The organism is Xanthomonas theicola (genome assembly GCF_014236795.1).
Taxonomy (GTDB): domain Bacteria; phylum Pseudomonadota; class Gammaproteobacteria; order Xanthomonadales; family Xanthomonadaceae; genus Xanthomonas_A; species Xanthomonas_A theicola.
Genome location: NZ_CP049017.1, coordinates 1,319,118 through 1,341,101 on the forward strand (window position 1 = coordinate 1,319,118; position 21,984 = coordinate 1,341,101).

Consider the following 21,984-nt stretch of genomic DNA (forward strand, 5'->3'; position numbering starts at 1 on the left):
GCTAGGCTGCCGCCGCGTCGAAAGAGCCGGGCGCGACGCCGTCTCAGTGCAGCGGTGCGGCGATCCGGTCCAGGCCGAACAGGCGCTGCGCGTTGCGTGTGGTCTGTTCGGCGATCTCGGCCGCCGGCTGTCCGCGCAGCGCGGCGATGGTGTCCAACACCGTGCGCAGCCGCGCAGGTTCGTTGCGCTGGCCGTGGATGTCGGCGTCGGGCTGGTCGGGAGCGTCGGTCTCCAGCAGCAGCTGCGGCATCGGCAGTTCGGCCGCCAGCCGCCGCAGGCGCTGCGCGCGCTGGTAGGTCACCGGGCCGCCAAGGCCGATCAGGAAGTCCAGCGACTGCAGTTGCCGCGCCTGCTCCGCGCTGCCGGCGAAGCTGTGGACCACGCCACGCAGGCGCCCGACCTTGCGGATCGCCAGGATCACCGCGTCCACCGCCCGTCGGGCGTGCACGATCACCGGCAGGTCGAACTCGCGGGCCAGTCGCAGCTGGCCGTCGAAGTAGCGATGCTGCTCCGTCGCGTCCAGCCCGTCGACGAAGAAGTCCAGCCCGCATTCGCCGACCGCGCATGGCCGTTCGCGCGCGATCCATTCGGCCAGCAGCGCCAGGTGCGCCGGCCGGTGCCGGTCCAGGAACAGCGGGTGCAGGCCGTAGGCCGGGTACAGATCGGCGGCGGCACACACCTCGCGCAGCTTCGGCCATGCCGCGGCGGTCACCGCCGGTACCACCTGCGCCGCGACGCCGGCCGCTTGCGCGCGCGCGACCACCGCCGCACGGTCGCCGTCGAACGCGTTGGCGTCGAGGTGGCAATGGCTGTCGATCAGTTGCATCGACGCTAGCGGCGCACCCGCGGTGCATCCGCCACGACCGGCCGCGGCGTGCCGGGCGTGGGCGTGCGCCGCTTCCAGTTGGCCAGCAGCAAGGTGCCCAGGCCGAACACGATCTCGTCCAGGAACGGAATCGGGTCGGGCAACAGCATGCTCGCCAGGAACAGGCCGGCGGTCACTTTGAACAGGGTCGGGTAGCGCAGTTTGCCGGCCCAGCGCAGCAAAGGCAGCATGATCGGGTTGGGCATGGACAGTCCTCCGGCCAGTGGATGGAAACGCTAACACGGTTGATATGGCGCCGTTGCCGCGATCGCGCCAGGCCGCGCCGCAGAGCATCGCTGAATAGGGAACGGATCGGTTCAGTTTGCGCATGCTAATCACAGCACCGTGGACAACGCGGCCAGCCCGCAGGAGAGCAACGATGAAAAGCAATACGACAACCATTCTGGTCGCGGCTGGCGCATTGCTGGTCGGCGGTGTGGCCACCGCGGCCTTCATGAACAACCGCGACAAGCCGGAGTTCACCGGCAGTGGCAACGCGCGTCCGGCTCTGGGCGCCGCCCCGGGGGGCGACGCGGTCGCCGACAACGGCGTCGGCGGCAAGCTGGAATACGCCGACGTGGTGCGGATCGATCCGATCACGCAGAAGGAGCAGCGCTATGCGCAGGTGATCGGCACCGAGCCGCTGCGCGAGACCTCCACCATTACAACGCCGCGCGAGGTGTGCAACGACGTGGTGGTGCAGGAGCGCCTGCCCGAGCGCGACGGCAACGTCGGCGGCACCGTGATCGGTGCGGTGGTCGGCGGCCTGCTCGGCAACCAGATCGGCGGCGGCAACGGACGCAAGGCCGCCACCGCGGCAGGCGCGGTGGCCGGCGGTTTCATCGGCAACCGGGTCGACCGCAACCATGTCGGCGGCCGCGTGGTGGACCACACCGAGCGCCAGTGCCACACCGAGAACAGCACCGCCGAGTCGTCGCGGATCACCGGCTACAACGTGACCTACCGCAACGACGACGGCAGCACCGGCAGCATGCGCATGGACAGCAAGCCGGGCAGCCGCATCGCCATGGGCAAGAACGACGTGGTCAAGGGTTACCAGGTCACCTATCGCTACGACGGCCAGGAGAAGACCGTGCGCATGGACGACAAGCCCAGCAGCGATCGCCTGCCGGTGCTTGACGGGCGCCTGGTCACCCAGACCGCCGCGGCCAGCGACACGGTCAGCCCGCGCTGAGCCCGCTCGGCGACATCGGCAAAAGGCCGGCCTGGTGCCGCGTTTTCCGGGCCGCGGCGACGGCCGATACTAATGCGGGTTCCGCCCGCCGAGTATCGCCATGCCGCTGCCTTGCGACGACCTGTTCAACGTGACTGCGTTGCTGAGCGAGTCGCTGAGCGAAGAGGAGCGCGCGATCCGGCAGGCGGTGGCGCGCTTCGTCGATGCCAGCGGCAACTGCAGGGGTTTTCGATGTTTTCGGTGATCGAGAAGCGCAGCGGGCAGTGGATCGGCCAGGTCGGGCCGTGGCAGCCGCATGCCCGGCCCGGCCCGGAGATCGGCTGCTCGATCGCGCGCGCGCCCTGGAGCCAGGGCTATGCGCCGGAAGCGGCGCGTGCGTCGATCGCGTGGTGGCGTTCGCGCAATTGGGCTGGACCGAGGCGATCCACACCATCGGCGCCGACAATGCCAATTCCAAGTCGGTGGCGGCCAAGCTCGGCTCGCGCTACCTGCGCCAGGATCGCCTGCCCGAGCCGCTGCATGCGCACGAGGTGGAAGTGTGGGGGCAGTGGTGCGCAGACTGGCTGGCGCGGTGCTGAGCGGCACGCGGTTCTTTTCACCCTGCGGCAGGAGCCGGCGATGCCTTCGAACGTTTTCCGCTGACCGTGTACCGCATGGCGCTGTCCGGCAACTGCTGAAAAGGTGCGGCGGCTGCTGGACCAGCGCGGCTGCGGCTATCGCTGGGTCGAGATCGACAGCGCCAGCGGCCAGACGCGCACCCCGCAGTACCTGGCCAACAATCCCCAACGGCAAGGTGCCGCTGCTCGAGCGCCAGGACGGCCGCGTGCTGGCCGAGTCCAAGCCCTCCTGTGCAGGCTCGCCGAAGGCACCGCGTATCTGCCGAGCGACGCTGGCAGCGCGCGCAGGCCCTGAACTGGCTGTTCTCCGAGCAGTACAGCCGAGCCGTATGTGGCGGTGGCGCGGTTCTTGTTCGCCGCCCCGCGCCGCGCTGCCGCGGCTGCGCGCCGCCGCCGCACAGGTGCTGGCGGTGATGGAGCAGCACCTGCGGGTGCAACCCGGATTCATCCGCCCCGGCTACGGTGCGGCCGACACCGCGCTGTTCGCCTATACCATCTGCGCCGAGGATGGCGGCATCGCGCTGGACCGCTATCGGCGGCTGTGCGACTGACTGCAGCGGGTACGCGCCACGCCCGGCTTCGTCGCCTTGCCGCTGCCGGCCGCGGTGTTGGCGCGGTTGGCGATCGCCGGTGGCTGATGCCTGCCGCGTTCACCTGGTCGCACCGCGCCCGCCGCTAGGCTGCAAGCCTCATTGAATCGATCAGGAGTCCGCCATGAATCAGTACCGCATCGCCGTGTTCGTCGGCAGCCTGCGCCAGGCGTCGTTCAACCGGCGCCTGGCGCTGGCGCTGGAAAAGTTCGCCGGCGACCGCGCCCGCTTCGAGTACGTGGAAATCGGCGATCTGCCGCTGTACAATCAGGACCATGACCACGACTACCCCGAACAGGGCAAGCGGCTGAAGACGCAGATCAGCGACGCCGACGCGGTGCTGTTCGTCACGCCCGAGTACAACCGATCGATTCCCGGCGTGCTCAAGAACGCGCTCGACCTGGGTTCGCGCCCTTATGGCGAGAATGCCTTCGCCGGCAAGCCGGCGGCGGTGTGCGGGGTCTCGGTCGGCGCGGTCGGCACGGCGCTGGCGCAGCAGCACCTGCGCAACGTGCTGGCCTACCTGGACATGCCGGTGCTGGGCCAGCCGGAAGTGTTCGTGCAGTTCAAGGAGGGGCTGATCGAGGCCGACGGCAGCATCGGCAACGAGGACACGCGCAAGTTTCTGCAGGGGTTCGTCGACAAGTTCGTTGCCTGGGTCGACGAGTTGCAGGCCTGAACGCAGGGCGGGCGCCGTCGCAGCCGCTGCGACGTGCACCGGCCACGCTCGGTCGGGCGACAGCGGCGCGCGGCAGGCGCAGTTCTCAACGGGTTGTCCACAGACTTGTCCCTGGCCGCGCCGCGCCGCGCTGACTAAGATGCCCGACCGGGCCGCGCCGTGCGCGGCGCCCGCCGCCCGCGCCTGCAGAGAGAAGATCCAGCCCATGTCCGCCCGTCCCGGCTACCGCGGCGACCGCAAAAGCGAGCGCGGCGACCGCAGCGAACCGCGCATCGACCAGTTGCGCGTGCCACCGCATTCGATCGAGGCCGAGCAGGCAGTGCTCGGCGGCCTGATGCTGGCGCCCGACGCCTACGACCGGGTCAACGACCAGCTCACCGACAACGACTTCTATCGCCGCGACCACCAACTGATCTACCGTGCGATCCGCGAGCTGGCCGAAAAGGGCCGCCCGTTCGACGCGGTGACGCTGGGCGAGTGGTTCGAGTCGCAGGGCAAGCTGGAGATGGTCGGCGACGGCGCCTATCTGGTCGAGCTGGCCAGCACTACGCCGTCGGCGGCCAACATCGCCGCCTATGCCGAAATCGTGCGCGACAAGGCGGTGCTGCGGCAGCTGATCGAGGTCGGCACCCACATCGTCAACGACGGCTTCCAGCCCGAGGGCCGCGAGAGTTCGGAACTGCTGGCCAGCGCCGAGCAGGCGGTGTTCAAGATCGCCGAGGCAGGTGCGCGCGGGCGCAGCGACTTCGTGGCGATGCCGGGCGCGTTGAAGGACGCGTTCGAGGAATTGCGCAGCCGCTTCGAGAACGGCGGCAACATCACCGGCCTGGCCACCGGCTACAGCGACTTCGACGCGATGACCGCCGGCCTGCAGCCGACCGACCTGATCGTCCTCGCCGCGCGCCCGGCGATGGGCAAGACCACCTTGGCGCTGAACATCGCCGAGTATGCGGCGATCAAGTCGAAGAAAGCGGTGGCGGTGTTCTCGATGGAAATGTCGGCCTCGCAGCTGGCGATGCGCCTGATTTCCTCCAACGGCCGCATCAACGCGCAGCGCCTGCGCACCGGCCAGCTCGAGGACGAGGACTGGGCACGGGTGACCGGCGCGATCAAGATGCTGAAGGAAACCAAGATCTTCATCGACGACACGCCTGGCGTGTCGCCGGAGATCCTGCGCTCCAAGGCGCGCCGGCTCAAGCGCGAGCACGACCTGGGGCTGATCGTGATCGACTACCTGCAGCTGATGAGCGTGCCCGGCAACAGCGAGAACCGCGCCACCGAGATCTCCGAGATCTCGCGTTCGCTCAAGGGCCTGGCCAAGGAACTGGGCGTGCCGGTGATCGCGCTGTCGCAACTCAACCGCTCGCTGGAAACGCGCACCGACAAGCGTCCGGTGATGGCCGACCTGCGCGAATCCGGCGCCATCGAGCAGGACGCGGACATGATCGTGTTCATCTACCGCGACGACTACTACAACAAGGAGAATTCGCCGGACAAGGGCCTGGCCGAGATCATCATCGGCAAGCACCGTGGCGGTCCGACCGGTTCGTGCAAGCTCAAGTTCTTCGGCGAATACACCCGCTTCGACAACCTCGCGCACGATTCGGTGGGCGCGTTCGAATAGCACGGGGACGGCGGTATCGGCCGCGCTGCGCATCCGCTGCGGGTACGGCGCCCGGAGCGTTCCGGGCGCCGGCGGGGCGCAGCGTCCGCCCGGCTGCGGTCACATCGGAATGATGAATTCCGCGCTGCTGGTGGCGTCGTAGCTGTTGACGCCGAACCTCGCGTGATGCGTGCAGACCACAGTGATCTTGCGATAGATGCCGTAGACGAAGTTCGACTTGAAGTGCACGTCGCCAGGGCACCGTTGCTTTCCCTGTCGTAATCGGTGGTGTAGCCCTTGCCGATGGGGTCGTAGGCGTTGCAGCGCACGTTGATGTAGTCGGCGTCGACCCGGCCGTTGCTGGCGTTGGCGAAACGCGAATACGCGCGGATCTTCAGCCGCTTGCCGCCTGCCGGACGTCCGTCCGCTTCGTATCCCTGGTTCTGGATCACGCCCTGCAGCACATAGACCGGGGTGCTGACGCCGCCCGGACTTCCGCAGGCTTCCCGCCCGTCGTCGATTCCGATTTCGTTCTGGAATTCCCCAGGTCCAGTGGTGCAGGCCATCGCCAGCGGTGCGGCCAGACCCAGCGCCAGCGCCAGTACGGCTTTTCCGATGCTTTTGTCCATCTTCGTTGCTCTCCTGATGATCGTTGCGAATGTCGGCGACGGGCACGACCGGACTGCGGTGTTTGCTGGCTGCAGCAGCGCGTCGGCCTGGGGGCAGGGCCGGCGCGGACTGTGTGGGCCTCGGTGCGCCCACGCGCTCGCCAACCACGACGGTCGTGGGTTCGGAGATGCAATGGCGGACTTCCCGATGCGCGCGAGACGGTGAACGTCCGTGTCGCGTGCGCTGCAGCAAAAACCTGGATGGACTCCTTACCCCGGGAATCCACCCCAACAGACGCGGTAGCGGCGCCGCTTCGACATGACGGCGCCTGCATAGAAGCGTAGCAGGCGCCCCGCGGCGCGTGCGCATGCTCGCCGATGATGTCTACGGCGGTGGACAGTCCTACGGCAGGTCCGGGGCGACCCCGATGCCTGGGTTTGCGGGTGTCCGGGATGTGCCGCCGCGCCGCGCTCCGTCGCATGGTGGCGACGCGGCCGCTGGGTATCATGGCCGGTCCTTGGCTGCCCTTCGCGTGTGCATGAGCTACGCCATCGTCTGGTTCCGGCGCGACCTGCGCCTGCAAGATCAGCCCGCCCTGCACGCGGCGTTGGCAGCCGGGCACACGCCCGTGCCGGTGTATCTGCACAGCCCTGGCGACGAAGGCGCGTGGGCCGCCGGCGCGGCATCGCTGAGCTGGCTGCAGCGTTCGCTGGCCGCGCTCGATGCGCAACTGCGGGCACTGGGCTCGCGGCTGATCCTGCGCCAGGGTCCGGCCGAGACCGTGCTGCGCGAGCTGATCGCCGAGTGCGGCGCGGTCGCGGTGTACTGGAACCGCCGCTACGAACCGGCCACGCAGCCGCGCGATGCCAGGCTCAAGCGCGAACTGCGCGAGCAGGGCCTGCAGGTGCACAGCCACAACGGCGCGCTGCTGTTCGAGCCGTGGCAGTTGGCGACCCAGCAGGGCGGGCCGTACAAGGTGTTCACGCCGTTCTGGCGCAGCGCCTTGAGCCATTGGCAGGTGCCGGCGTTGTTGCCCGCGCCGCAGACCCTGCCGCCGCCGCCCGCGGCGCTGCAAAGCCTGGCACTGGCGCAGCTCGGCCTGGCGCCGGCGCTCGGCTGGGACCGCGGCTTCTGGGAGGTATGGCAGCCGGGCGAGGCCGGCGCGCACGAGGCGCTGGAGGTGTTCGTCGACGGCGCCCTGCGCGGTTATGTCGAAGGCCGCGACCGTCCCGACCAAGTGGGCACCTCGCGGCTGTCGCCGCATCTGCATTTCGGCGAGATCGCGCCGTGGCGGATCGTCGCCGAACTGGAAAAGCAGCGCAGCGCCGCCACCGGCGCGGCGATCGACGGCTACATCCGCCAGCTCGGCTGGCGCGATTTCGCCCATCACCTGCTGCACCATTTCCCGGCCACGCCCGAGCACAACCTCAATCCGCGTTTTGCCCGTTTCCGCTGGACCGCGCCGGACCCGGCGCAATTGCAGGCCTGGCAGCGCGGCCGCACCGGCGTGCCGATCGTCGATGCCGGCCTGCGCGAGCTGTGGCACATCGGCTGGATGCACAACCGGGTGAGGATGATCGTCGCCAGCTACCTGTGCAAGCACCTGCGCGTGCACTGGTCCGAGGGTGCGCGCTGGTTCTGGGACACGCTGGTCGACGCCGACCTGGCCAACAACACGCTCGGCTGGCAGTGGGTGGCCGGCACCGGCGCCGACGCCGCGCCGTACTTCCGCGTGTTCAACCCAGTGACCCAGGCGCAGAAGTTCGATGCGCACGGGCGCTACATCGCGCGCTGGGTGCCGGAACTGGCGGCGCTGCCGGTGGCCGAACGCTTCGCGCCGTGGCTGTCGCCGCAGCGCCTGGCCGCCAGCGCGCCGCACTATCCGCGGCAGCCGATCGTGGACCTGGCCGCCGGGCGCGATGCCGCGCTGGCCGCATACCGCGCGACCGGCGGCGCGGGCTGAGCGCGCCCCTCGCGGCATGGGTCCGTGGCAGCGCCGAGCCTGGCGCTGCCATTGACGCCCTTCGCCGGCCCATGATTCACTCGGGCCGGGCACAGGAGGATGCATGGCCGCCAGCACAGCCCGCCGCAAGCCGCGGCGCGAACCGATGTCGCGTGTGGATACCGCCTGGCTGCGGATGGAGCGGCCGACCAATCCGATGATGATCACCGGTGTGCTGATGCTCGACGAGCCGCTGTCGCTGCAGCGGTTCAAGCAGTTGGTGCGCAAGCGCTTCCTGGCGTTCCCACGATTCCAGCAGAAGCCGGTGGACACCGCCACCGGCGCCTACTGGCAGCACGACGACGATTTCGACCTGGACTGGCACGTGCGCCTGTCGGCCCTGCCCGGGCGCGGCGGCAAGCAGGCGCTGGAGCGCTTCGCCGGGCAGATGGCGTCCACGCCCTTGGACAAGACCAAGCCGCTGTGGCAGTTCCACCTGATCGAACGCTACGAAGGCGGTTCGGCGCTGGTGGCGCGCATCCACCACAGCTACGCCGACGGCATCGCGCTGGTGCAGGTGCTGCTGTCGCTGACCGACATGCAGCGTGTTCCGGAGCCGTCCGCACAGCTGGGCCGTGCCTGGCTGAAAGACGACGGCAAGGACGTGGTGCGCCGGGTCGGCGCCATCGACCGCTACCTGAAACTGGGCGGGCGCGTGCTCGACAAGGGCCGCCAGATGTACCAGGCCCCGAACCTGGCGACGATGCTGGCCAAGGAAGGCGGGCTGATCGGCCGCGAGCTGGCCAACGCGCTGCTGCTGTCCGACGATCCGCCGACCCTGCTGCGCGGGCGCCTGGGCGTCAGCAAGCGCGCGGCCTGGGCCGAGCCGCTGGACCTGGACGAAGTGAAGGCAGTCGGCCGCGCCTGCGACTGCACGGTCAACGACGTGCTGATGGCGACGGTGGCCGGCGCCTTGCGCCACTACATGCTCGAGCGCGGCGAACGCCTGGACGGGGTGACCCTGCGCGCGACGGTGCCGGTCAACCTGCGCCCGCTGGAGCATGCGCGCAAGCTCGGCAACCATTTCGGACTGGTGTTCCTGGACCTGCCGGTGGGCGAGGCCAATCCGGTGCGGCGCGTGCAGTGCGTCGCCGCGGCGATGCGGCAACTCAAGCAGTCGCGCCAGGCGATGGTGGTGTTCGGATTGCTGGCCGCGGTCGGCATGGCGCCGGCGGCGCTGCAGTCGCTGGCGCTGGACCTGTTCAGCCGCAAGGCGAGCACGGTGGCGACCAACGTGCCGGGGCCGCAGCAGCCGCTGTACCTGGCCGGCAGCGGCGTGCGCGAGATGATGTTCTGGGTGCCGCAGACCGGCTCGATCGGGGTCGGCGTGTCGATCATGAGCTACAACCACCGCGTGCATTTCGGCCTGATCGGCGATGCGCGGTTGATTCCCGATCCGGACGCGGTGATGCGCCGGATCGGCGCCGAATTCGGCAAGCTGCTGTACCTGGCGCTGATGGGCGATTGGGAGCATGCGCTGCGCGCCGAGGACGTGGACGCGTTGCTGGCGCATTCCTGAACGTGGTGCATTCGCACGACGCGCCGGTCGCGCGCCGTTCATCCCGGTCTGGCGAACGACTGTTTATGCTTTCCCACTTCAATTCAGGTTCCGGGAGAGAGCACGATGAAACGTACCGCCATCCAAGGCATTTCCGTGGCGCTGGCCGGCGCGCTGGTGTTGTCCGCCTGCGCCACCGGCGGTTCCTACGTGCAGCGCGACCAGTACGGCAATCCGACCGAGCAGCAGAACCGCACCGGCCGCGGCACGCTGATCGGCACCGCGGTCGGCGTCGCCGCCGGCCTGCTCAGCGGCAGCAGCGCCACCGAGCGCCGCCAGCACGCGATGATCGGCGCCGGCATCGGCGCGCTCAGCGGCGCGGCGATCGGCAATTACCAGGACCGCCAGGAGCGCGCGCTGCGCGAGCGTACCGCCAACACCGGCATCGACGTGCGCCGCGACGGCGACAACATCACCTTGAACCTGCCCGACGGCATCACCTTCGATTTCAACCGGTCCACGCTGAAGCCGCAGTTCTACTCGGCGCTCAACGGCGTCGCGTCGACCCTGGGCGAGTACAACCAGACCATGATCGAGGTGGTCGGGCACACCGACAGCATCGGCAGCGACGCGGTGAACCAGCGTCTGTCCGAGCAGCGTGCCGCTTCGGTGGCCACGTATCTGACCGCGCAGGGCGTGCAGCGCGAGCGCATCGAGACGCTGGGCGCGGGCAAGAAGTACCCGATCGCCGACAACAGCACCGAGACCGGGCGCGCGCAGAACCGCCGCGTCGAGATCCGCGTGGTGCCGCTGCGTTCCTGAGCCGGTCCATCCGGTGTGCAACGCGAACGGGCCGCCGGTGCGGCCCGTTCGCGTTGCGGCGCACTGTGTCCATGCAGGCGCGTGGCGGTGGTCTTGCGCAGCCAGCCGCCGCCCGCTCAGACCAGCGCTTCTTCCTCCAGCTCCGGCGCCGGTTCGGCGTCCGCTAGCGGCAGCTCGGCCAGCTGCGGCGGCAGCGGCAAGGTCTGGGTGTTCATCGCCACGCCGCTGCACAGAGTGAACTCGGCGCCGCTGTCGGCCTGCTGCGTGGCCAGCTTGGCCGGGCACTGCGCCATCATGTAGCTGACGTCGAAGTTGAGCCTGTCGACCAGGAAATCGACGAAGGCGCGCACCTTTGGCGACAGCATGCGCCCGCCCGGGAACACCGCATTGAAATCCAGGTCCGGGCCGACCCAGCCGCCGAGCACGCGCCGCGCCTTGCCAGCCTCGATCAGCGGCTTGATCGTCGCGTCGCTGGCCAGCACCAGGCCTTCGCCGCAGACCAGCCCGCCGATCAGCGCGGCCGAATCGTTGGCGACCAGGATCGGCTGGATTGCGAACTCGCCGCTCTGCTTGCCGTTGCGCAGCGGCCAGCTGAGCCGGTTGCTGCCGTTGCGGCCATTGCTCAGCGCCAGCGTGCGGTGGTGCTGCAGGTCGTCCGGGTGCAGCGGCTCGCCATGGCGCTCGATGTAGTTGGGACTGGCGAACACCTGGGTGCGGAAGGTGGCCAGCTTGCGCGCGATCATCGTCGAATCCAGCAGCGCGCCCATGTGCAGGGCCACGTCCACGCCTTCGGCGATCGGATCGACCTTGTCGCTGGTCATGACCATTTCCAGGCGCACTTCCGGATGCTGCTTGTGGAATTCGCCGAGGATCGGCGCGACCCAGGAAATGCCGGCGGAGTAGGGCGCGCTGAAACGCAGCCAGCCGCGCGGGCCGGCCTGCAGTTGTCCGACCGCGCTTTCGGCTTCCTCCAGTTCGCGGGCGATGCGCTGGCAATGCTCATGATAGACGGCGCCCGCCTCGGTCAGCCCGAGCCGGCGCGTGGTCCGGTGCAGCAGGCGCGCACCCAGGCGCGCCTCCAGGTCCTGGACCTTGCGGCTGACGGTGGTCTTGGGCAGGCCGAGCGCGTTGGCCGCGGCGATGAAGCTGCCTTGCTCGACCACCTTGACGAAGATCAGGGTGTCGTTCAGATCGTGGGTCATGGCGGGTTCCTGTGGTATAGGGAAATTGGACCGGTGGCGGGATGATTATTCCCCTTAATTCGGACTAATCAAGTGCGGCTTTGGCGCCTAACCTGTTGAGCATTCGCCGCTACCCAGGCCACTCCCGATGCTGTTGCGCACGCTGTTCCAACGTCTCGGTGGCATCCGCCGCCCGGATCGGGCCCATGTTACGCTCATGGCCGCGCTGGAAGCCGGCCAATTGAAGGCTTTCCGCGAATTCACCCCGCCTCCGCGCCGTCAGGGCGGCAGCGTCATGCGGCTCGGCCAGCGCGCCGGCGATCGGCTGGATCGCATTGCGATTGTCCCGTTTGCGGGAGTAAAAGTCCCGTGAGCGGGACGTTGGATCCCGAGATCCTGGTGCTCGGCGGCACCGGCCACATCGGCCGCGGGGTGGTGCGCGCGCTGCTCGAGGCCGGCAGTCCGGTGCTGGCGGTGGCACGCGATCGCGGCCGGCTGCGTGCGTTGCGCGCCCGCTACGGCGACGAACCGGCGCTGGACGTGCTGCAGGGCTCGGTCGGCAACGATGCCGGCGCCGCGGCACTGGCGGCGGCGCTGGCGCAGCGGCCGCGGCCATTGGCCGGCGTGGTCGCCAGTCTCGGCAGCCCGCCACGGTCCGGGCGCCTGCTGGATCAACCGCTGGCCGCACTGCGCCGGCGCCTGGAGGCCGACCTGCTGCCGCAACTGGCGGCCGCGCGGCATCTGCTGCCGCTGCTGGCACGGGCCGAGCGCGGCGGCCGCTACCTGCTGCTCGGCAACCCCTGCGCGCTACGCGCCTGGGCCGGGCACGGCGAGAGTTCGGTCGCCGCGGCCGCGATCCGCATGCTCGCCCAGGTTCTGCACGAAGAAGCCAAGCCGCTCGGCGTGCGCGTGCAACTGCTGTCGCTGACCCATCCGGTGTGCCGCACCGAGGCCGGCGCTGACGACTGCCCGGAATGGTTCACCACGCTCGGCGTGGGCCGGGCAGCGGTGTCGCTGCTGGCCGAGGGCGGCGTGCCCGGCCAGGCCGTGGTCGACATCGACAAACACCGGCACGCGCATCCACGCACCTCGTTGATGACCGCATCGCATTTTTTTTCCTCCACTCATGAGGTCTCTCCATGAACCCGATTCCAATGTCGTTCCACTCCACGTCGCGTACCTTGCGCCCGCTGGCGATCGCGTTGCTGGCCGCGGCCCTGGCGGCCTGCGGCGGCAAGGCCGGCGAACAGGGCCCGCCGCCGCCGCCCGCGGTCGGCGTCGCGCCTGCGTTGCAGAAGGAAATCAGCCAGTGGGACGAGTTCAGCGGCAGCGTCGAGGCGGTCGAGCATGTCGACCTGCGGCCGCGCGTGTCCGGCTATATCGACAAGGTCAACTACGTCGAAGGTCAGGAAGTGAAGAAGGGCGAGGTGCTGTTCACCATCGACGCGCGCAGCTACCGCGCCGAACTGGCGCGAGCCGATGCCGAACTGGCGCGGGCGCGGACCCAGTCCAAGCTCAGCGGCAGCGAGGCGGCGCGCGCCAAGAAGCTGTCCGACCAGCAGGCCATCTCCGTCGAGTCGTGGGAGCAGCGCCACGCCGCCGCCGACCAGGCCGAGGCCGACGTGCTCGCCGCGCAGGCCGCGGTGGACGCCGCGCGCCTGAATCTGCAATGGACCCAGGTACGCGCGCCGATCGACGGCCATGCCGGCCGCGCCCTGGTCACCGCCGGCAACCTGGTCAGCGCCGGCGACAGCGCCAGCGTGCTGACCACGCTGGTGTCGCTGGACAAGGTGTACGTGTACTTCGATGCCGACGAAGGCACCTTCCTGCGCTACGCGCAGATGGCGCGCAAGGGCGAGCGGCCGAGCGAGCGCGACGGACAGCTGCCGGTGCAGGTCGGCCTGGTCGGCGAGGACGGTTTCCCGCATGCCGGCAAGGTCGATTTCCTCGACAACCAGATCACCCGCAGCACCGGCACCATCCGCGTCCGCGCCGTGCTCGACAACGCCGAGCGCAATTTCACCCCGGGCCTGTTCGCGCGCGTGCGCCTGCTCGGCAGCGGCCGCTTCAACGCGCTGCTGATCGACGACAAGTCGGTGCTGACCGACCAGGACCGCAAGTACGTCTACGTCGTCGACAAGGACGGCAAGGCGCAGCGCCGCGACGTGCAACTGGGGCGCAGCGCCGAGGGCCTGCGCATCGTGCAGGGCGGGCTCAACCCCGGCGACCGGGTCATCGTCGACGGGGTGCAGAAAGTGTTCATGCCCGGCATGCCGGTGCAGGCCAAGCCTGTGGCCCTGGCCACGGCTTCGCCGGCGGCCGCGCGCAAGGCCGTCGCCCTCGACTGAGTCGCCCCCGACTGACGCCAGGGCGCGCACAGCGTCGTAGACCGGTCGCGCTGGCGACCGGTGCTTGCCAAGCCGGGCCACCGCGGTGGTCCGCGCCGCCGCCGCGTTGCCCGCGTTCCTGTTCGGCCACCCGTTCCACCTGTTTCCAGGACCACCACCCATGGACTTTTCCAGATTCTTCATCGACCGGCCGATCTTCGCGGCCGTGCTGTCGATCGTCATCTTCGCCGCGGGCCTGATCGCCATCCCGATGCTGCCCATCGGCGAATACCCCGACGTGGTGCCGCCTTCGGTGGTGGTGCGCACGGTGTATCCGGGCGCCAATCCCAAGGTCATCGCCGAGACCGTCGCCACGCCGTTGGAGGAGGCGATCAACGGCGTCGAGAACATGATGTACATCAAGTCGGTGGCCGGCTCCGACGGCGTGCTGCAGATGACCATCACCTTCCGCCCCGGCACCGATCCGGACGACGCGGCGGTCAAGGTGCAGAACCGCGTCGCCCAGGCGCAGGCGCGCCTGCCCGAGGACGTGCGCCGGCAAGGCGTGACCACGCAGAAGCAATCGCCGACCTTCCTGATGGTGGTGCACCTGACCTCGCCGAAGGGCAAGTACGACACGCTGTACCTGCGCAACTACGCGCGCCTGCACGTCAAGGACGCGCTGGCGCGGATCCAGGGCGTGGGCGATGCGCAGGTGTTCGGCGGCGGCGACTACGCGATGCGCGCCTGGCTGGATCCGGAGCGCATCGCCGCGCGCGGGCTCACCGCCAGCGACGTGGTCGGCGCGATGCGCGAGCAGAACGTGCAGGTCTCGGCCGGCCAGCTCGGCGCCGAGCCGATGCCCGAGAGCAAGTTCCTGACCCTGATCAACGCGCAGGGCCGCCTGCGCACCGAACAGGAGTTCGGCGACATCGTGCTCAAGGTCGGCGCCGACGGCCAGACCGTGCGCCTGGCCGACGTCGCGCGCCTGCAGCTGGGCGCCGGCGACTACACCTTGCGCGCGCAGCTGGACGGCAAGAACGCGGTCGGCATCGGCATCTTCCAGGCGCCTGGCGCCAATGCGCTGCAGATCCGCGACCAGGTGATCGCCAAGATGGACGAACTCACCAAGCAGTTCCCCGACGACGTGAAGTACGAGGCGGTCTACGACACCACCATCTTCGTGCGCGACTCGATCACCGCCGTGGTGCACACCCTGCTGGAGGCGGTGCTGCTGGTGGTGCTGGTGGTGATCCTGTTCCTGCAGACCTGGCGCGCCTCGATCATTCCGCTGATCGCGGTGCCGGTGTCGGTGGTGGGCACCTTCGCCGCGCTGTACGTGCTGGGCTTCTCGATCAACACGCTGACCCTGTTCGGGCTGGTGCTGGCGATCGGCATCGTGGTGGACGACGCGATCGTGGTGGTGGAGAACGTCGAGCGCAACATCGAGGAAGGCCTGACCCCGCTGGCCGCCGCGCACCAGGCCATGCGCGAGGTGTCCGGTCCGATCATCGCGATCGCGCTGGTGCTGTGCGCGGTGTTCGTGCCGATGGCGTTCCTGTCCGGCGTGACCGGCCAGTTCTACAAGCAGTTCGCGGTGACCATCGCCATTTCCACGGTGATTTCGGCGATCAACTCGCTGACCCTGTCGCCGGCGCTGGCCGCGCTGCTGCTGAAGGCGCACGACGCGCCCAAGGACGGCCCGTCGCGGGTGATGGACCGCCTGTTCGGCGGCTGGCTGTTCCGCCCGTTCAACCGCTTCTTCAACCGCAGCTCGCACCGCTACCAGGGCGCGGTCTCGCGCATCCTCGGCCGGCGCGGCGCAGTGTTCGCGGTCTACCTCGTGCTGCTGCTGGTCACCGGGGTGATGTTCAAGGCGGTGCCGGCCGGCTTCATCCCGACCCAGGACAAGATGTACCTGATCGCCGGCGTGAAGCTGCCCGAAGGCGCCTCGCTCGAGCGCACCGACGCGTTGCTGCGCAAGGTCGCCACCATCGCCATGCAGACCGACGGCGTGGCGCATTCGATCTCCTTCCCCGGCCTCAACGCGCTGCAGTTCACCAACACCCCCAATACCGGCGTGGTGTTCCTGACCCTGAAGCCGTTCGCCGAGCGCCAGCGCAGCGCGCTGGAGATCAACGCCGAGATCAACCAGCGCATCTCGCAGCTGGGCGAAGGCATGGCGTTCGCGTTCATGCCGCCGCCGATCCTGGGCCTGGGCAACGGCAACGGCTACCAGTTGTTCATCGAGGACCGCGCCAACCTGGGCTACGGCGCGCTGCAGAACGCGGTCAATGCGATGCAAGGCGCGGTGGCGCAGACCCCGGGCATGAGTTTCCCGATCGGCACCTACCAGGCCAACGTACCGCAGCTGGACGCCGAGGTGGACCGGGTCAAGGCCAAGGCGCAGGGCGTGGCCCTGACCGATCTGTTCGACACCTTGCAGACCTATCTCGGCTCGACCTACGTCAACGACTTCAACCAGTTCGGCCGCACCTGGCAGGTGATCGCCCAGGCCGACGCGCCGTTCCGCGAGAACGTCGAGGACATCGCGCGGCTGCGCACCCGCAACGCGGCCGGCGACATGGTGCCGATCGGCGCGATGGTGACGATCAAGCAGAGCTACGGCCCGGACCCGGTGCTGCGCTACAACGGCTATCCGGCCGCCGACTTGGCCGGCGAGGCCGATGCGCGCATGCTGTCCTCGGCCGAAGCGATGGCCAAGCTCACCCAGATCGCCAAGCAGGTGCTGCCCAACGGCATGGAGATCGAATGGACCGACCTGAGCTACCAGCAGGCGACCCAGGGCAACGCAGCGATGGTGGTGTTCCCGCTGGCGGTGCTGCTGGCGTTCCTGGTGCTGGCCGCGCTGTACGAAAGCTGGACGCTGCCGCTGGCGGTGATCCTGATTGTGCCGATGACGCTGCTGTCGGCGCTGTTCGGGGTGTGGCTGAGCGGCGGCGACAACAACGTGTTCGTGCAGGTCGGCCTGGTGGTGCTGATGGGCCTGGCGTGCAAGAACGCGATCCTGATCGTCGAGTTCGCCCGCGAACTGGAGCTGCAGGGCAAGGGCATCGTGGAATCGGCGCTGCAGGCCTGCCGCCTGCGCCTGCGTCCGATCGTGATGACCTCGATCGCGTTCATCGCCGGCACCGTGCCGCTGGTGTTCTCGCACGGCGCCGGCGCGGAAGTGCGCTCGGCCACCGGCATCACCGTGTTCGCCGGCATGCTCGGGGTGACCTTGTTCGGCCTGTTCCTCACCCCCGTGTTCTACGTCGCCCTGCGCAAGCTGGCCGGGCGTCCGCTGGTGTCGCATGCGCCGGCGCACGCCGCCGATGCGTCGACCCACGCCTGATCCGTCCATTCCTTCATCGTCCATTCCCTCATCCAAGGAAATCCGCATGACCACGACCCAGAAAATCGCCCTCGTCACCGGCGCCACCCGCGGCATCGGCCTGCACACCGTGCGCCAGCTGGCCGAGGCCGGCGTGCACACGCTGCTGGCCGGCCGCGATACCACCCGCGCCACCGCCGCCGCCCTGGAACTGCAGGGCGAGGGCCTGCCGGTGGAGGCGCTGACCCTGGACGTCACCGACGCCGCCAGCATCGCCGCCGCCGTGGCCGCCGTGCAGGCGCGCCACGGCCGGCTCGACATCCTGGTCAACAACGCCGGCATCCTGCTCGACGACCTCAAGCTGGCGGTCTCGCAGCAGAGCCTGGAGACCTGGCGCAGCACCTTCGACACCAACGTGTTCGGCCTGATTGCGGTGACCCAGGCGTTCTTGCCGCTGCTGCGCGCCGCGCCGGCCGCGCGCATCGTCAACGTGTCCAGCCTGCTCGGCTCGGTCACGCTGCACAGCCAGCCGGGCTCGCCGATCTACGACTTCAAGGTGCCGGCCTACAACGTGTCCAAGAGCGCGGTGAACGCGTGGACCGTGCAGCTGGCCTACGAACTGCGCGACACCCCGATCAAGGTCAACACCATCCACCCCGGCTACGTGAAGACCGACATGAACGCCGGCGAGGGCGAACTGGAGGTGGCCGACGGCGCGCGCAGCAGCGTGATGATGGCGCTGCTCGACGCCGACGGCCCGACCGGCAGCTACACCCATGTGGGCCAGGTGCTGCCATGGTGATCCGTCCCGCGATCGGCGCGCTGGCGTTGGCGCTGCTCAGCGCCTGCGCCAGCGTCGGCCCCAACTACCGCGCGCCCGAACCGGCGCCGGTGACCCTGCAAGGCGCGGCGGCGCCGGTGTTCGCCACCACCTCGCCGGTGGCGTCGTGGTGGGCGCAGTTCGACGACCCGGTGCTGGAGCAACTGGTGCACCAGAGCCTGACCGCCAACCTCGACCTGCGCATCGCCTTGTCGCGCGTGCACCAGGCGCGCGCGGCCTTCGCCGAACGGCGCCTGGACCAGGCGCCGCACGTCACCGCCAACGGCGACTACAGCCGCGGCAAGGCGCCGGATGCCGACGCCGGCGGCGCGCGCGTGCTGACCGAGAGCTACAGCCTGGGCTTCGATGCCGGCTGGGAACTGGACCTGTTCGGACGCCAGCGCCGCGCCAGCGAAGCGGCGCGCGCGGACCTGGAGGCCGAGCAGGCCGGCATGGCCGATGCGCAGGTGACCGTGGCCGCGGAAGTGGCGCGCAACTACTTCGAACTGCGCGGCGCGCAGAAACGCATCGCGGTGGCGCGCACCACGCTGGACAACCTGCGCGACACCCAGCGCCTGACCGAGACCCGCTGGCAACTGGGTGCCGGTAGCGAACTGGACGTGCAGAGCAGCCGCGCCCGGCTGAAGGCGATCGAGGCCGACATCCCGTTGCTGGAAGTCAGCGAGGCGCAGGCCCGGCATCGTCTGGCGGTGCTGCTGGGACGCACGCCCGGCGCGCTGGACGCGATGCTGGCGCCACGTGCCATGCCGGCCTACGCCCGCGAGTTGCCGCTCGGCGATACCACCCAGCTGCTGCGCCGTCGCCCCGACGTGCGCATCGCCGAGCGCCGGCTGGCGGCGGCGACGGCGCGGGTCGGCGTGGCCACGGCCGACCTGTTCCCACGGATCAGCTTCAGCGGCTTCGTCGGCTTCCTGTCCGGCGATGCCGGCTCGCTGCTGCAAGGCAGCAGCAAGGCTTGGTCGCTGAGCCCGTCGATCACCTGGGCCGCGTTCGACTTCGGCACCGTGCGGGCGCGCTTGCGCGCGAGCGAGGCGCAGGCCGACGGTGCCGCCGCCGACTACGAGAAGGCGGTACTCGGTGCGCTGGAAGACACCGAGAACGCACTGACCGCCTACGCCAAGCAGCAGGCGCGGCTGGCGATCGTGGCCGAGCAGGCGCAGGCGGCGCAGCGCGCCGAAGCGTTGGCGCAGATCCGCTACCGCGAGGGCTCGGAGGACTTCCTGACCCTGCTCGACACCCAGCGTACCCAACTGGCCGCCGACGACGCCCTTGCCGATGCGCAGGCGGCGGTCAACATCGGCGTAGTGCGGGTGTACAAGGCGCTCGGCGGCTGGGGCCAGGACGCGGTGCTGCCGCAGGAGGTGGCGCTGGCGCCATCGCCGCCGGTTGCGCGCTGACGGACGGCACGGGCACTGCGGCACCCGGCTGCTGGCGGCCGCGCGCCCACCGGCTCAGGGCTGGCGCGCGGGCAACGCGGTCGATCAGTCCTGGGTCAGGTCGTCGGCGACCACGTCGTTGTCGCGGCCGCCGTTCTTGGCCTGGTACAGCGCCGTGTCCGCGCGCGAGAACCAATCCTGCCAGTGCTGCTCGTCGCACAGCATGGCCGCACCGAGGGACACGGTAATGTTGCCGTTGGGGCCGCGCAACGCCTCGCGCGCGGCCTGGTGCAGGCGCTTGCTGAACGCGGCCAGTTCGCTGCGCGATTGCAGCCGCGCCACCACCACGAATTCCTCGCCGCCGAAACGGAACACCTCGTCCGGCGCCCGTACCTCGAAGCGCAGCCGCGCGGCCAGTTCGGTCAGAGTACGGTCGCCGGCGGCATGCCCGTAGAAGTCGTTGGCCTCCTTGAAGTGATCGATGTCGAGGACGATCAACCCATGCCGGCGAGTCTTGCGGCGCAGGTCGGCCACGCGCTGCGACAGGCTCCGTTCCAGCATGCGCCGGTTCGGCAGCCCGGTCAGCGCGTCGTGCGAGGCTAAACCAACCTGAGAGTTCCCCCGGCTCTGCCGGGGAGGCAGTAGAAGTTTGACGTATCCGGGAGTCTGGACCGGCCAGCCTTTCGTAGACATCCGGACGCCATAATTGATGGCAATGACCGAGGTGTTTATGGGCAACAGCAAGCAGTACACGGATGAGTTCCGGGCCGAGGCGGTGAAGCAGGTGATCGAACGCGGCTTCACGGTGGTGGATGTGGCCTCCCGAATCGGGATTCCCAAGCACACGCTATACGGGTGGGTGCAGGCCGCCAGGAAGATGGCGCCGGCAGCCGGCGCTGCAGCGGCGTCGACCGACTCAGCGGAGATTCGCCGGCTCAAGGCCGAACTGAGGCGGGTAACCGAGGAGCGCGACATCCTAGAAAAAGCCGCCGCGTACTTTGCCAAGGGGTAAGGGCGAAGTACGCGTTCATGCGTGCGCACGTCCGGGAGTTTCGTCTGGCGACGATGTGCCGGGTGCTGGGCGTGCATCGCAGTGGTTACTAGGCCTGGCTGCGCAACGGCACCAGCGTCCGCGAACGCGAGGACCAGCGCTTGCTGGGCCTGATCAAGCACCACTGGCTGGCCAGCGGCGCGGTGTACGGCTATCGCAAGCTCACCCTGGATCTGCGTGAGGCCGGCGAGCGTTGCAGCCGTCACCGGGTGCGGCGCTTGATGAAGGCCGAAGGCTTGCGAGCGCAGGTTGGCTACGGCAGCAAGCCGCGTTAGCGGGGAGGTCCGGTCGGCGTGGTGGCGAATGTGCTCAACCGGGACTTCATTCCGCAGGCCCCGAACAAGGTCTGGGTCACGGACATCACCTATCTCCGCACCTACGAGGGCTGGCTGTTCTTGGCAGCGGTAATGGAGCTGTATTGGCGCCAGATCGTGGGTTGGGCAACCGCTTCGACAATGACCAGCGATCTGGTGCTGCAGGCACTGGTGGCAGCGGCGTGGCGGCGCAAGCCCGGTCCTGGCGTGATGGTGCACTCCGACCAGGGCTGGCAGTTCACCAGCAGCGATTGGCAGTCGTTCCTGAAGGCGCACCGGATGGTGCCGAGCATGAGCCGACGCGGGAACTGCCATGACAACGCCGTGGCCGAGAGCTTCTTCAGCGTCTTGAAGAAGGAACGTATCAAGCGTCGGATCTACCCGACACGCGCCATGGCGGCATCGGACGTGTTCGACTATATCGAGATGTTCTACAACCCGATCCGCCGGCATGGTTCCGCTGGCGGCGTGTCACCGGTAGAGTTTGAAAGGCGCTACGCGCAGAGCGGCGACTGAGTGTCTACGGAAATCTGGCCGGTCCAGTGGGCTATATCAAGGGCAAGAGCGCCATCCACCTAGCGCGGGTGTATGGGGAGCGGAAGCGGAACTTTGTAGGGCAGAGCTTCTGGGCGCGAGGTTACTTCGTTACGAGGGTAGGTCGGGATGAAGGGTTGATCGGGGCATACATCCAGAACCAAGAGGCGGAAGATCGGCGCTTGGACCAATTGCAGTTGCCGAGGTAGTCGGCCACCTTCAGGTGGCCCTAACAAGGGAGGCGCGTAGCGCTCCCGCAGCCGCTTTGAGCGGCTCACATCTCTAAAGCCCCCGGCTTTGCCGGGGGATATTTACTCTGCGGATCACGTATCAGGCCACGAAAGTCCTTGCCAATGAACGTGATGTCGATGCTGTCATTGTCAACGGTCGGCACGGAGGAATTGATCCCCGCTTGCGCCGCCAATGCGCCGACAAAGGCCCGGTTGAATTGTTCTTTGCGCGCAGTGATATGCATCGACGTGGACACGCCCCCGTTACGCTTAGTGCCGATGACCGACAGCGAGCTATTCCGTAGCACCGCCGACG

At 68.9% G+C, this 21,984-nt stretch carries 20 protein-coding genes and 4 pseudogenes; 18 read left to right on the plus strand and 6 right to left on the minus strand.

Translation table 11 applies throughout. From position 1 onward, the window contains the following. Positions 1 to 43: 43 nt before the first annotated feature. Together G4Q83_RS05985 and G4Q83_RS05990 are read right to left on the minus strand one after the other, a co-directional pair. Entirely contained in the window at positions 44 to 826 is a 783-nt protein-coding gene (locus G4Q83_RS05985; RefSeq protein ID WP_128419926.1) for a TatD family hydrolase, read from the minus strand. Positions 827 to 831: 5 nt separating this feature from the next. After that, positions 832 to 1,071, minus strand: coding sequence for a DUF6116 family protein (locus G4Q83_RS05990; RefSeq protein WP_128419927.1), 240 nt, complete (start codon positions 1,069 to 1,071; stop codon positions 832 to 834). Positions 1,072 to 1,244: 173 nt separating this feature from the next. Between G4Q83_RS05990 and G4Q83_RS05995 the strand changes: the two genes are divergently transcribed. From G4Q83_RS05995 to G4Q83_RS06015, 7 genes and pseudogenes are all read left to right on the plus strand, one after another. Further along, a complete protein-coding gene (locus G4Q83_RS05995) occupies positions 1,245 to 2,060 on the plus strand; it encodes a glycine zipper 2TM domain-containing protein (protein WP_128419928.1) in 816 nt (271 codons plus the stop codon). 100 nt (positions 2,061 to 2,160) lie between these two features. Then, positions 2,161 to 2,304 (plus strand): hypothetical protein, encoded by a 144-nt coding sequence (locus tag G4Q83_RS23035; RefSeq protein ID WP_246432291.1) that lies wholly within the window; start codon positions 2,161 to 2,163, stop codon positions 2,302 to 2,304. Next, positions 2,292 to 2,399: pseudogene (locus G4Q83_RS24480) on the plus strand (GNAT family N-acetyltransferase); the annotation flags it as partial. The gene G4Q83_RS23035 and the pseudogene G4Q83_RS24480, both read left to right, overlap by 13 nt. Before the next feature lie 47 nt (positions 2,400 to 2,446). Further along, the gene (locus G4Q83_RS24485) at positions 2,447 to 2,638 is read left to right on the plus strand and encodes a hypothetical protein (RefSeq protein WP_246432427.1); all 192 of its coding nucleotides are present in this window, start codon (positions 2,447 to 2,449) and stop codon (positions 2,636 to 2,638) included. Between the two features lie 75 nt (positions 2,639 to 2,713). Then, positions 2,714 to 3,315, plus strand: a pseudogene (locus G4Q83_RS06005) (glutathione S-transferase family protein). A 76-nt stretch (positions 3,316 to 3,391) separates the two neighbouring features. After that, positions 3,392 to 3,946: an NADPH-dependent FMN reductase gene (locus tag G4Q83_RS06010; RefSeq protein ID WP_128419929.1), complete on the plus strand. Its 555-nt coding sequence runs from the start codon at positions 3,392 to 3,394 to the stop codon at positions 3,944 to 3,946. A gap of 205 nt (positions 3,947 to 4,151) precedes the next feature. Then, positions 4,152 to 5,570, plus strand: coding sequence for a replicative DNA helicase (locus G4Q83_RS06015; RefSeq protein ID WP_128419930.1), 1,419 nt, complete (start codon positions 4,152 to 4,154; stop codon positions 5,568 to 5,570). Between the two features lie 99 nt (positions 5,571 to 5,669). Here G4Q83_RS06015 and G4Q83_RS24025 read toward each other — a convergent pair whose 3' ends face one another. Continuing rightward, entirely contained in the window at positions 5,670 to 5,798 is a 129-nt protein-coding gene (locus tag G4Q83_RS24025) for a hypothetical protein (RefSeq protein ID WP_281401992.1), read from the minus strand. A gap of 898 nt (positions 5,799 to 6,696) precedes the next feature. Here G4Q83_RS24025 and G4Q83_RS06025 point away from each other — a divergent pair. The 3 genes from G4Q83_RS06025 to G4Q83_RS06035 all read left to right on the plus strand — a co-directional run bounded on the left by G4Q83_RS06025 (position 6,697) and on the right by G4Q83_RS06035 (position 10,480). Beyond that, on the plus strand, positions 6,697 to 8,121 hold the full coding sequence (locus G4Q83_RS06025; RefSeq protein ID WP_128419931.1) for a cryptochrome/photolyase family protein: 1,425 nt from the start codon (positions 6,697 to 6,699) through the stop codon (positions 8,119 to 8,121). 103 nt (positions 8,122 to 8,224) lie between these two features. Continuing rightward, positions 8,225 to 9,679, plus strand: a complete 1,455-nt coding sequence (locus G4Q83_RS06030; RefSeq protein WP_128419932.1) for a WS/DGAT/MGAT family O-acyltransferase — start codon at positions 8,225 to 8,227, stop codon at positions 9,677 to 9,679. A 105-nt stretch (positions 9,680 to 9,784) separates the two neighbouring features. Further along, entirely contained in the window at positions 9,785 to 10,480 is a 696-nt protein-coding gene (locus G4Q83_RS06035; protein ID WP_128419933.1) for a YiaD family glycine zipper/OmpA-like lipoprotein, read from the plus strand. A gap of 116 nt (positions 10,481 to 10,596) precedes the next feature. Here the strand turns inward: G4Q83_RS06035 and G4Q83_RS06040 are convergent, their stop codons facing one another. Beyond that, complete coding sequence (locus tag G4Q83_RS06040) at positions 10,597 to 11,682, minus strand: LysR family transcriptional regulator (RefSeq protein ID WP_128419934.1); 1,086 nt, start codon at positions 11,680 to 11,682, stop codon at positions 10,597 to 10,599. Between the two features lie 127 nt (positions 11,683 to 11,809). Between G4Q83_RS06040 and G4Q83_RS06045 the strand changes: the two genes are divergently transcribed. From G4Q83_RS06045 to G4Q83_RS06070, 6 genes are all read left to right on the plus strand, one after another. Then, complete coding sequence (locus G4Q83_RS06045; RefSeq protein WP_128419935.1) at positions 11,810 to 12,034, plus strand: hypothetical protein; 225 nt, start codon at positions 11,810 to 11,812, stop codon at positions 12,032 to 12,034. Next, positions 12,031 to 12,804: an SDR family oxidoreductase gene (locus G4Q83_RS06050; protein ID WP_128419936.1), complete on the plus strand. Its 774-nt coding sequence runs from the start codon at positions 12,031 to 12,033 to the stop codon at positions 12,802 to 12,804. Before G4Q83_RS06045 ends, G4Q83_RS06050 begins: the two co-directional genes overlap by 4 nt. Positions 12,805 to 12,815: 11 nt before the next feature. Beyond that, the gene (locus G4Q83_RS06055; protein ID WP_386273488.1) at positions 12,816 to 14,009 is read left to right on the plus strand and encodes an efflux RND transporter periplasmic adaptor subunit; all 1,194 of its coding nucleotides are present in this window, start codon (positions 12,816 to 12,818) and stop codon (positions 14,007 to 14,009) included. 160 nt (positions 14,010 to 14,169) lie between these two features. Then, on the plus strand, positions 14,170 to 17,343 hold the full coding sequence (locus G4Q83_RS06060; protein ID WP_128419938.1) for an efflux RND transporter permease subunit: 3,174 nt from the start codon (positions 14,170 to 14,172) through the stop codon (positions 17,341 to 17,343). Between the two features lie 46 nt (positions 17,344 to 17,389). Continuing rightward, positions 17,390 to 18,124 carry an SDR family oxidoreductase gene (locus tag G4Q83_RS06065; protein ID WP_128419939.1) on the plus strand — a complete coding sequence of 245 codons (735 nt, stop codon included), beginning with the start codon at positions 17,390 to 17,392 and terminating at the stop codon, positions 18,122 to 18,124. After that, on the plus strand, positions 18,118 to 19,560 hold the full coding sequence (locus G4Q83_RS06070) for an efflux transporter outer membrane subunit (protein WP_128419940.1): 1,443 nt from the start codon (positions 18,118 to 18,120) through the stop codon (positions 19,558 to 19,560). Before G4Q83_RS06065 ends, G4Q83_RS06070 begins: the two co-directional genes overlap by 7 nt. 84 nt (positions 19,561 to 19,644) lie before the next feature. Here G4Q83_RS06070 and G4Q83_RS06075 read toward each other — a convergent pair whose 3' ends face one another. Continuing rightward, positions 19,645 to 20,100, minus strand: coding sequence for a GGDEF domain-containing protein (locus G4Q83_RS06075; RefSeq protein ID WP_185817352.1), 456 nt, complete (start codon positions 20,098 to 20,100; stop codon positions 19,645 to 19,647). A gap of 169 nt (positions 20,101 to 20,269) precedes the next feature. Between G4Q83_RS06075 and G4Q83_RS06080 the strand changes: the two are divergent. Both G4Q83_RS06080 and G4Q83_RS06085 read left to right on the plus strand, forming a co-directional pair. Beyond that, a pseudogene (locus G4Q83_RS06080) lies at positions 20,270 to 21,420 on the plus strand (IS3 family transposase). Positions 21,421 to 21,446: 26 nt separating this feature from the next. Next, positions 21,447 to 21,647 (plus strand): annotated as a pseudogene (locus G4Q83_RS06085) (transposase); the annotation flags it as partial. A gap of 65 nt (positions 21,648 to 21,712) precedes the next feature. Here G4Q83_RS06085 and G4Q83_RS06090 read toward each other — a convergent pair. Further along, positions 21,713 to 21,913: a hypothetical protein gene (locus G4Q83_RS06090; protein WP_185817353.1), complete on the minus strand. Its 201-nt coding sequence runs from the start codon at positions 21,911 to 21,913 to the stop codon at positions 21,713 to 21,715. Between the last annotated feature and the right edge of the window lie 71 nt (positions 21,914 to 21,984).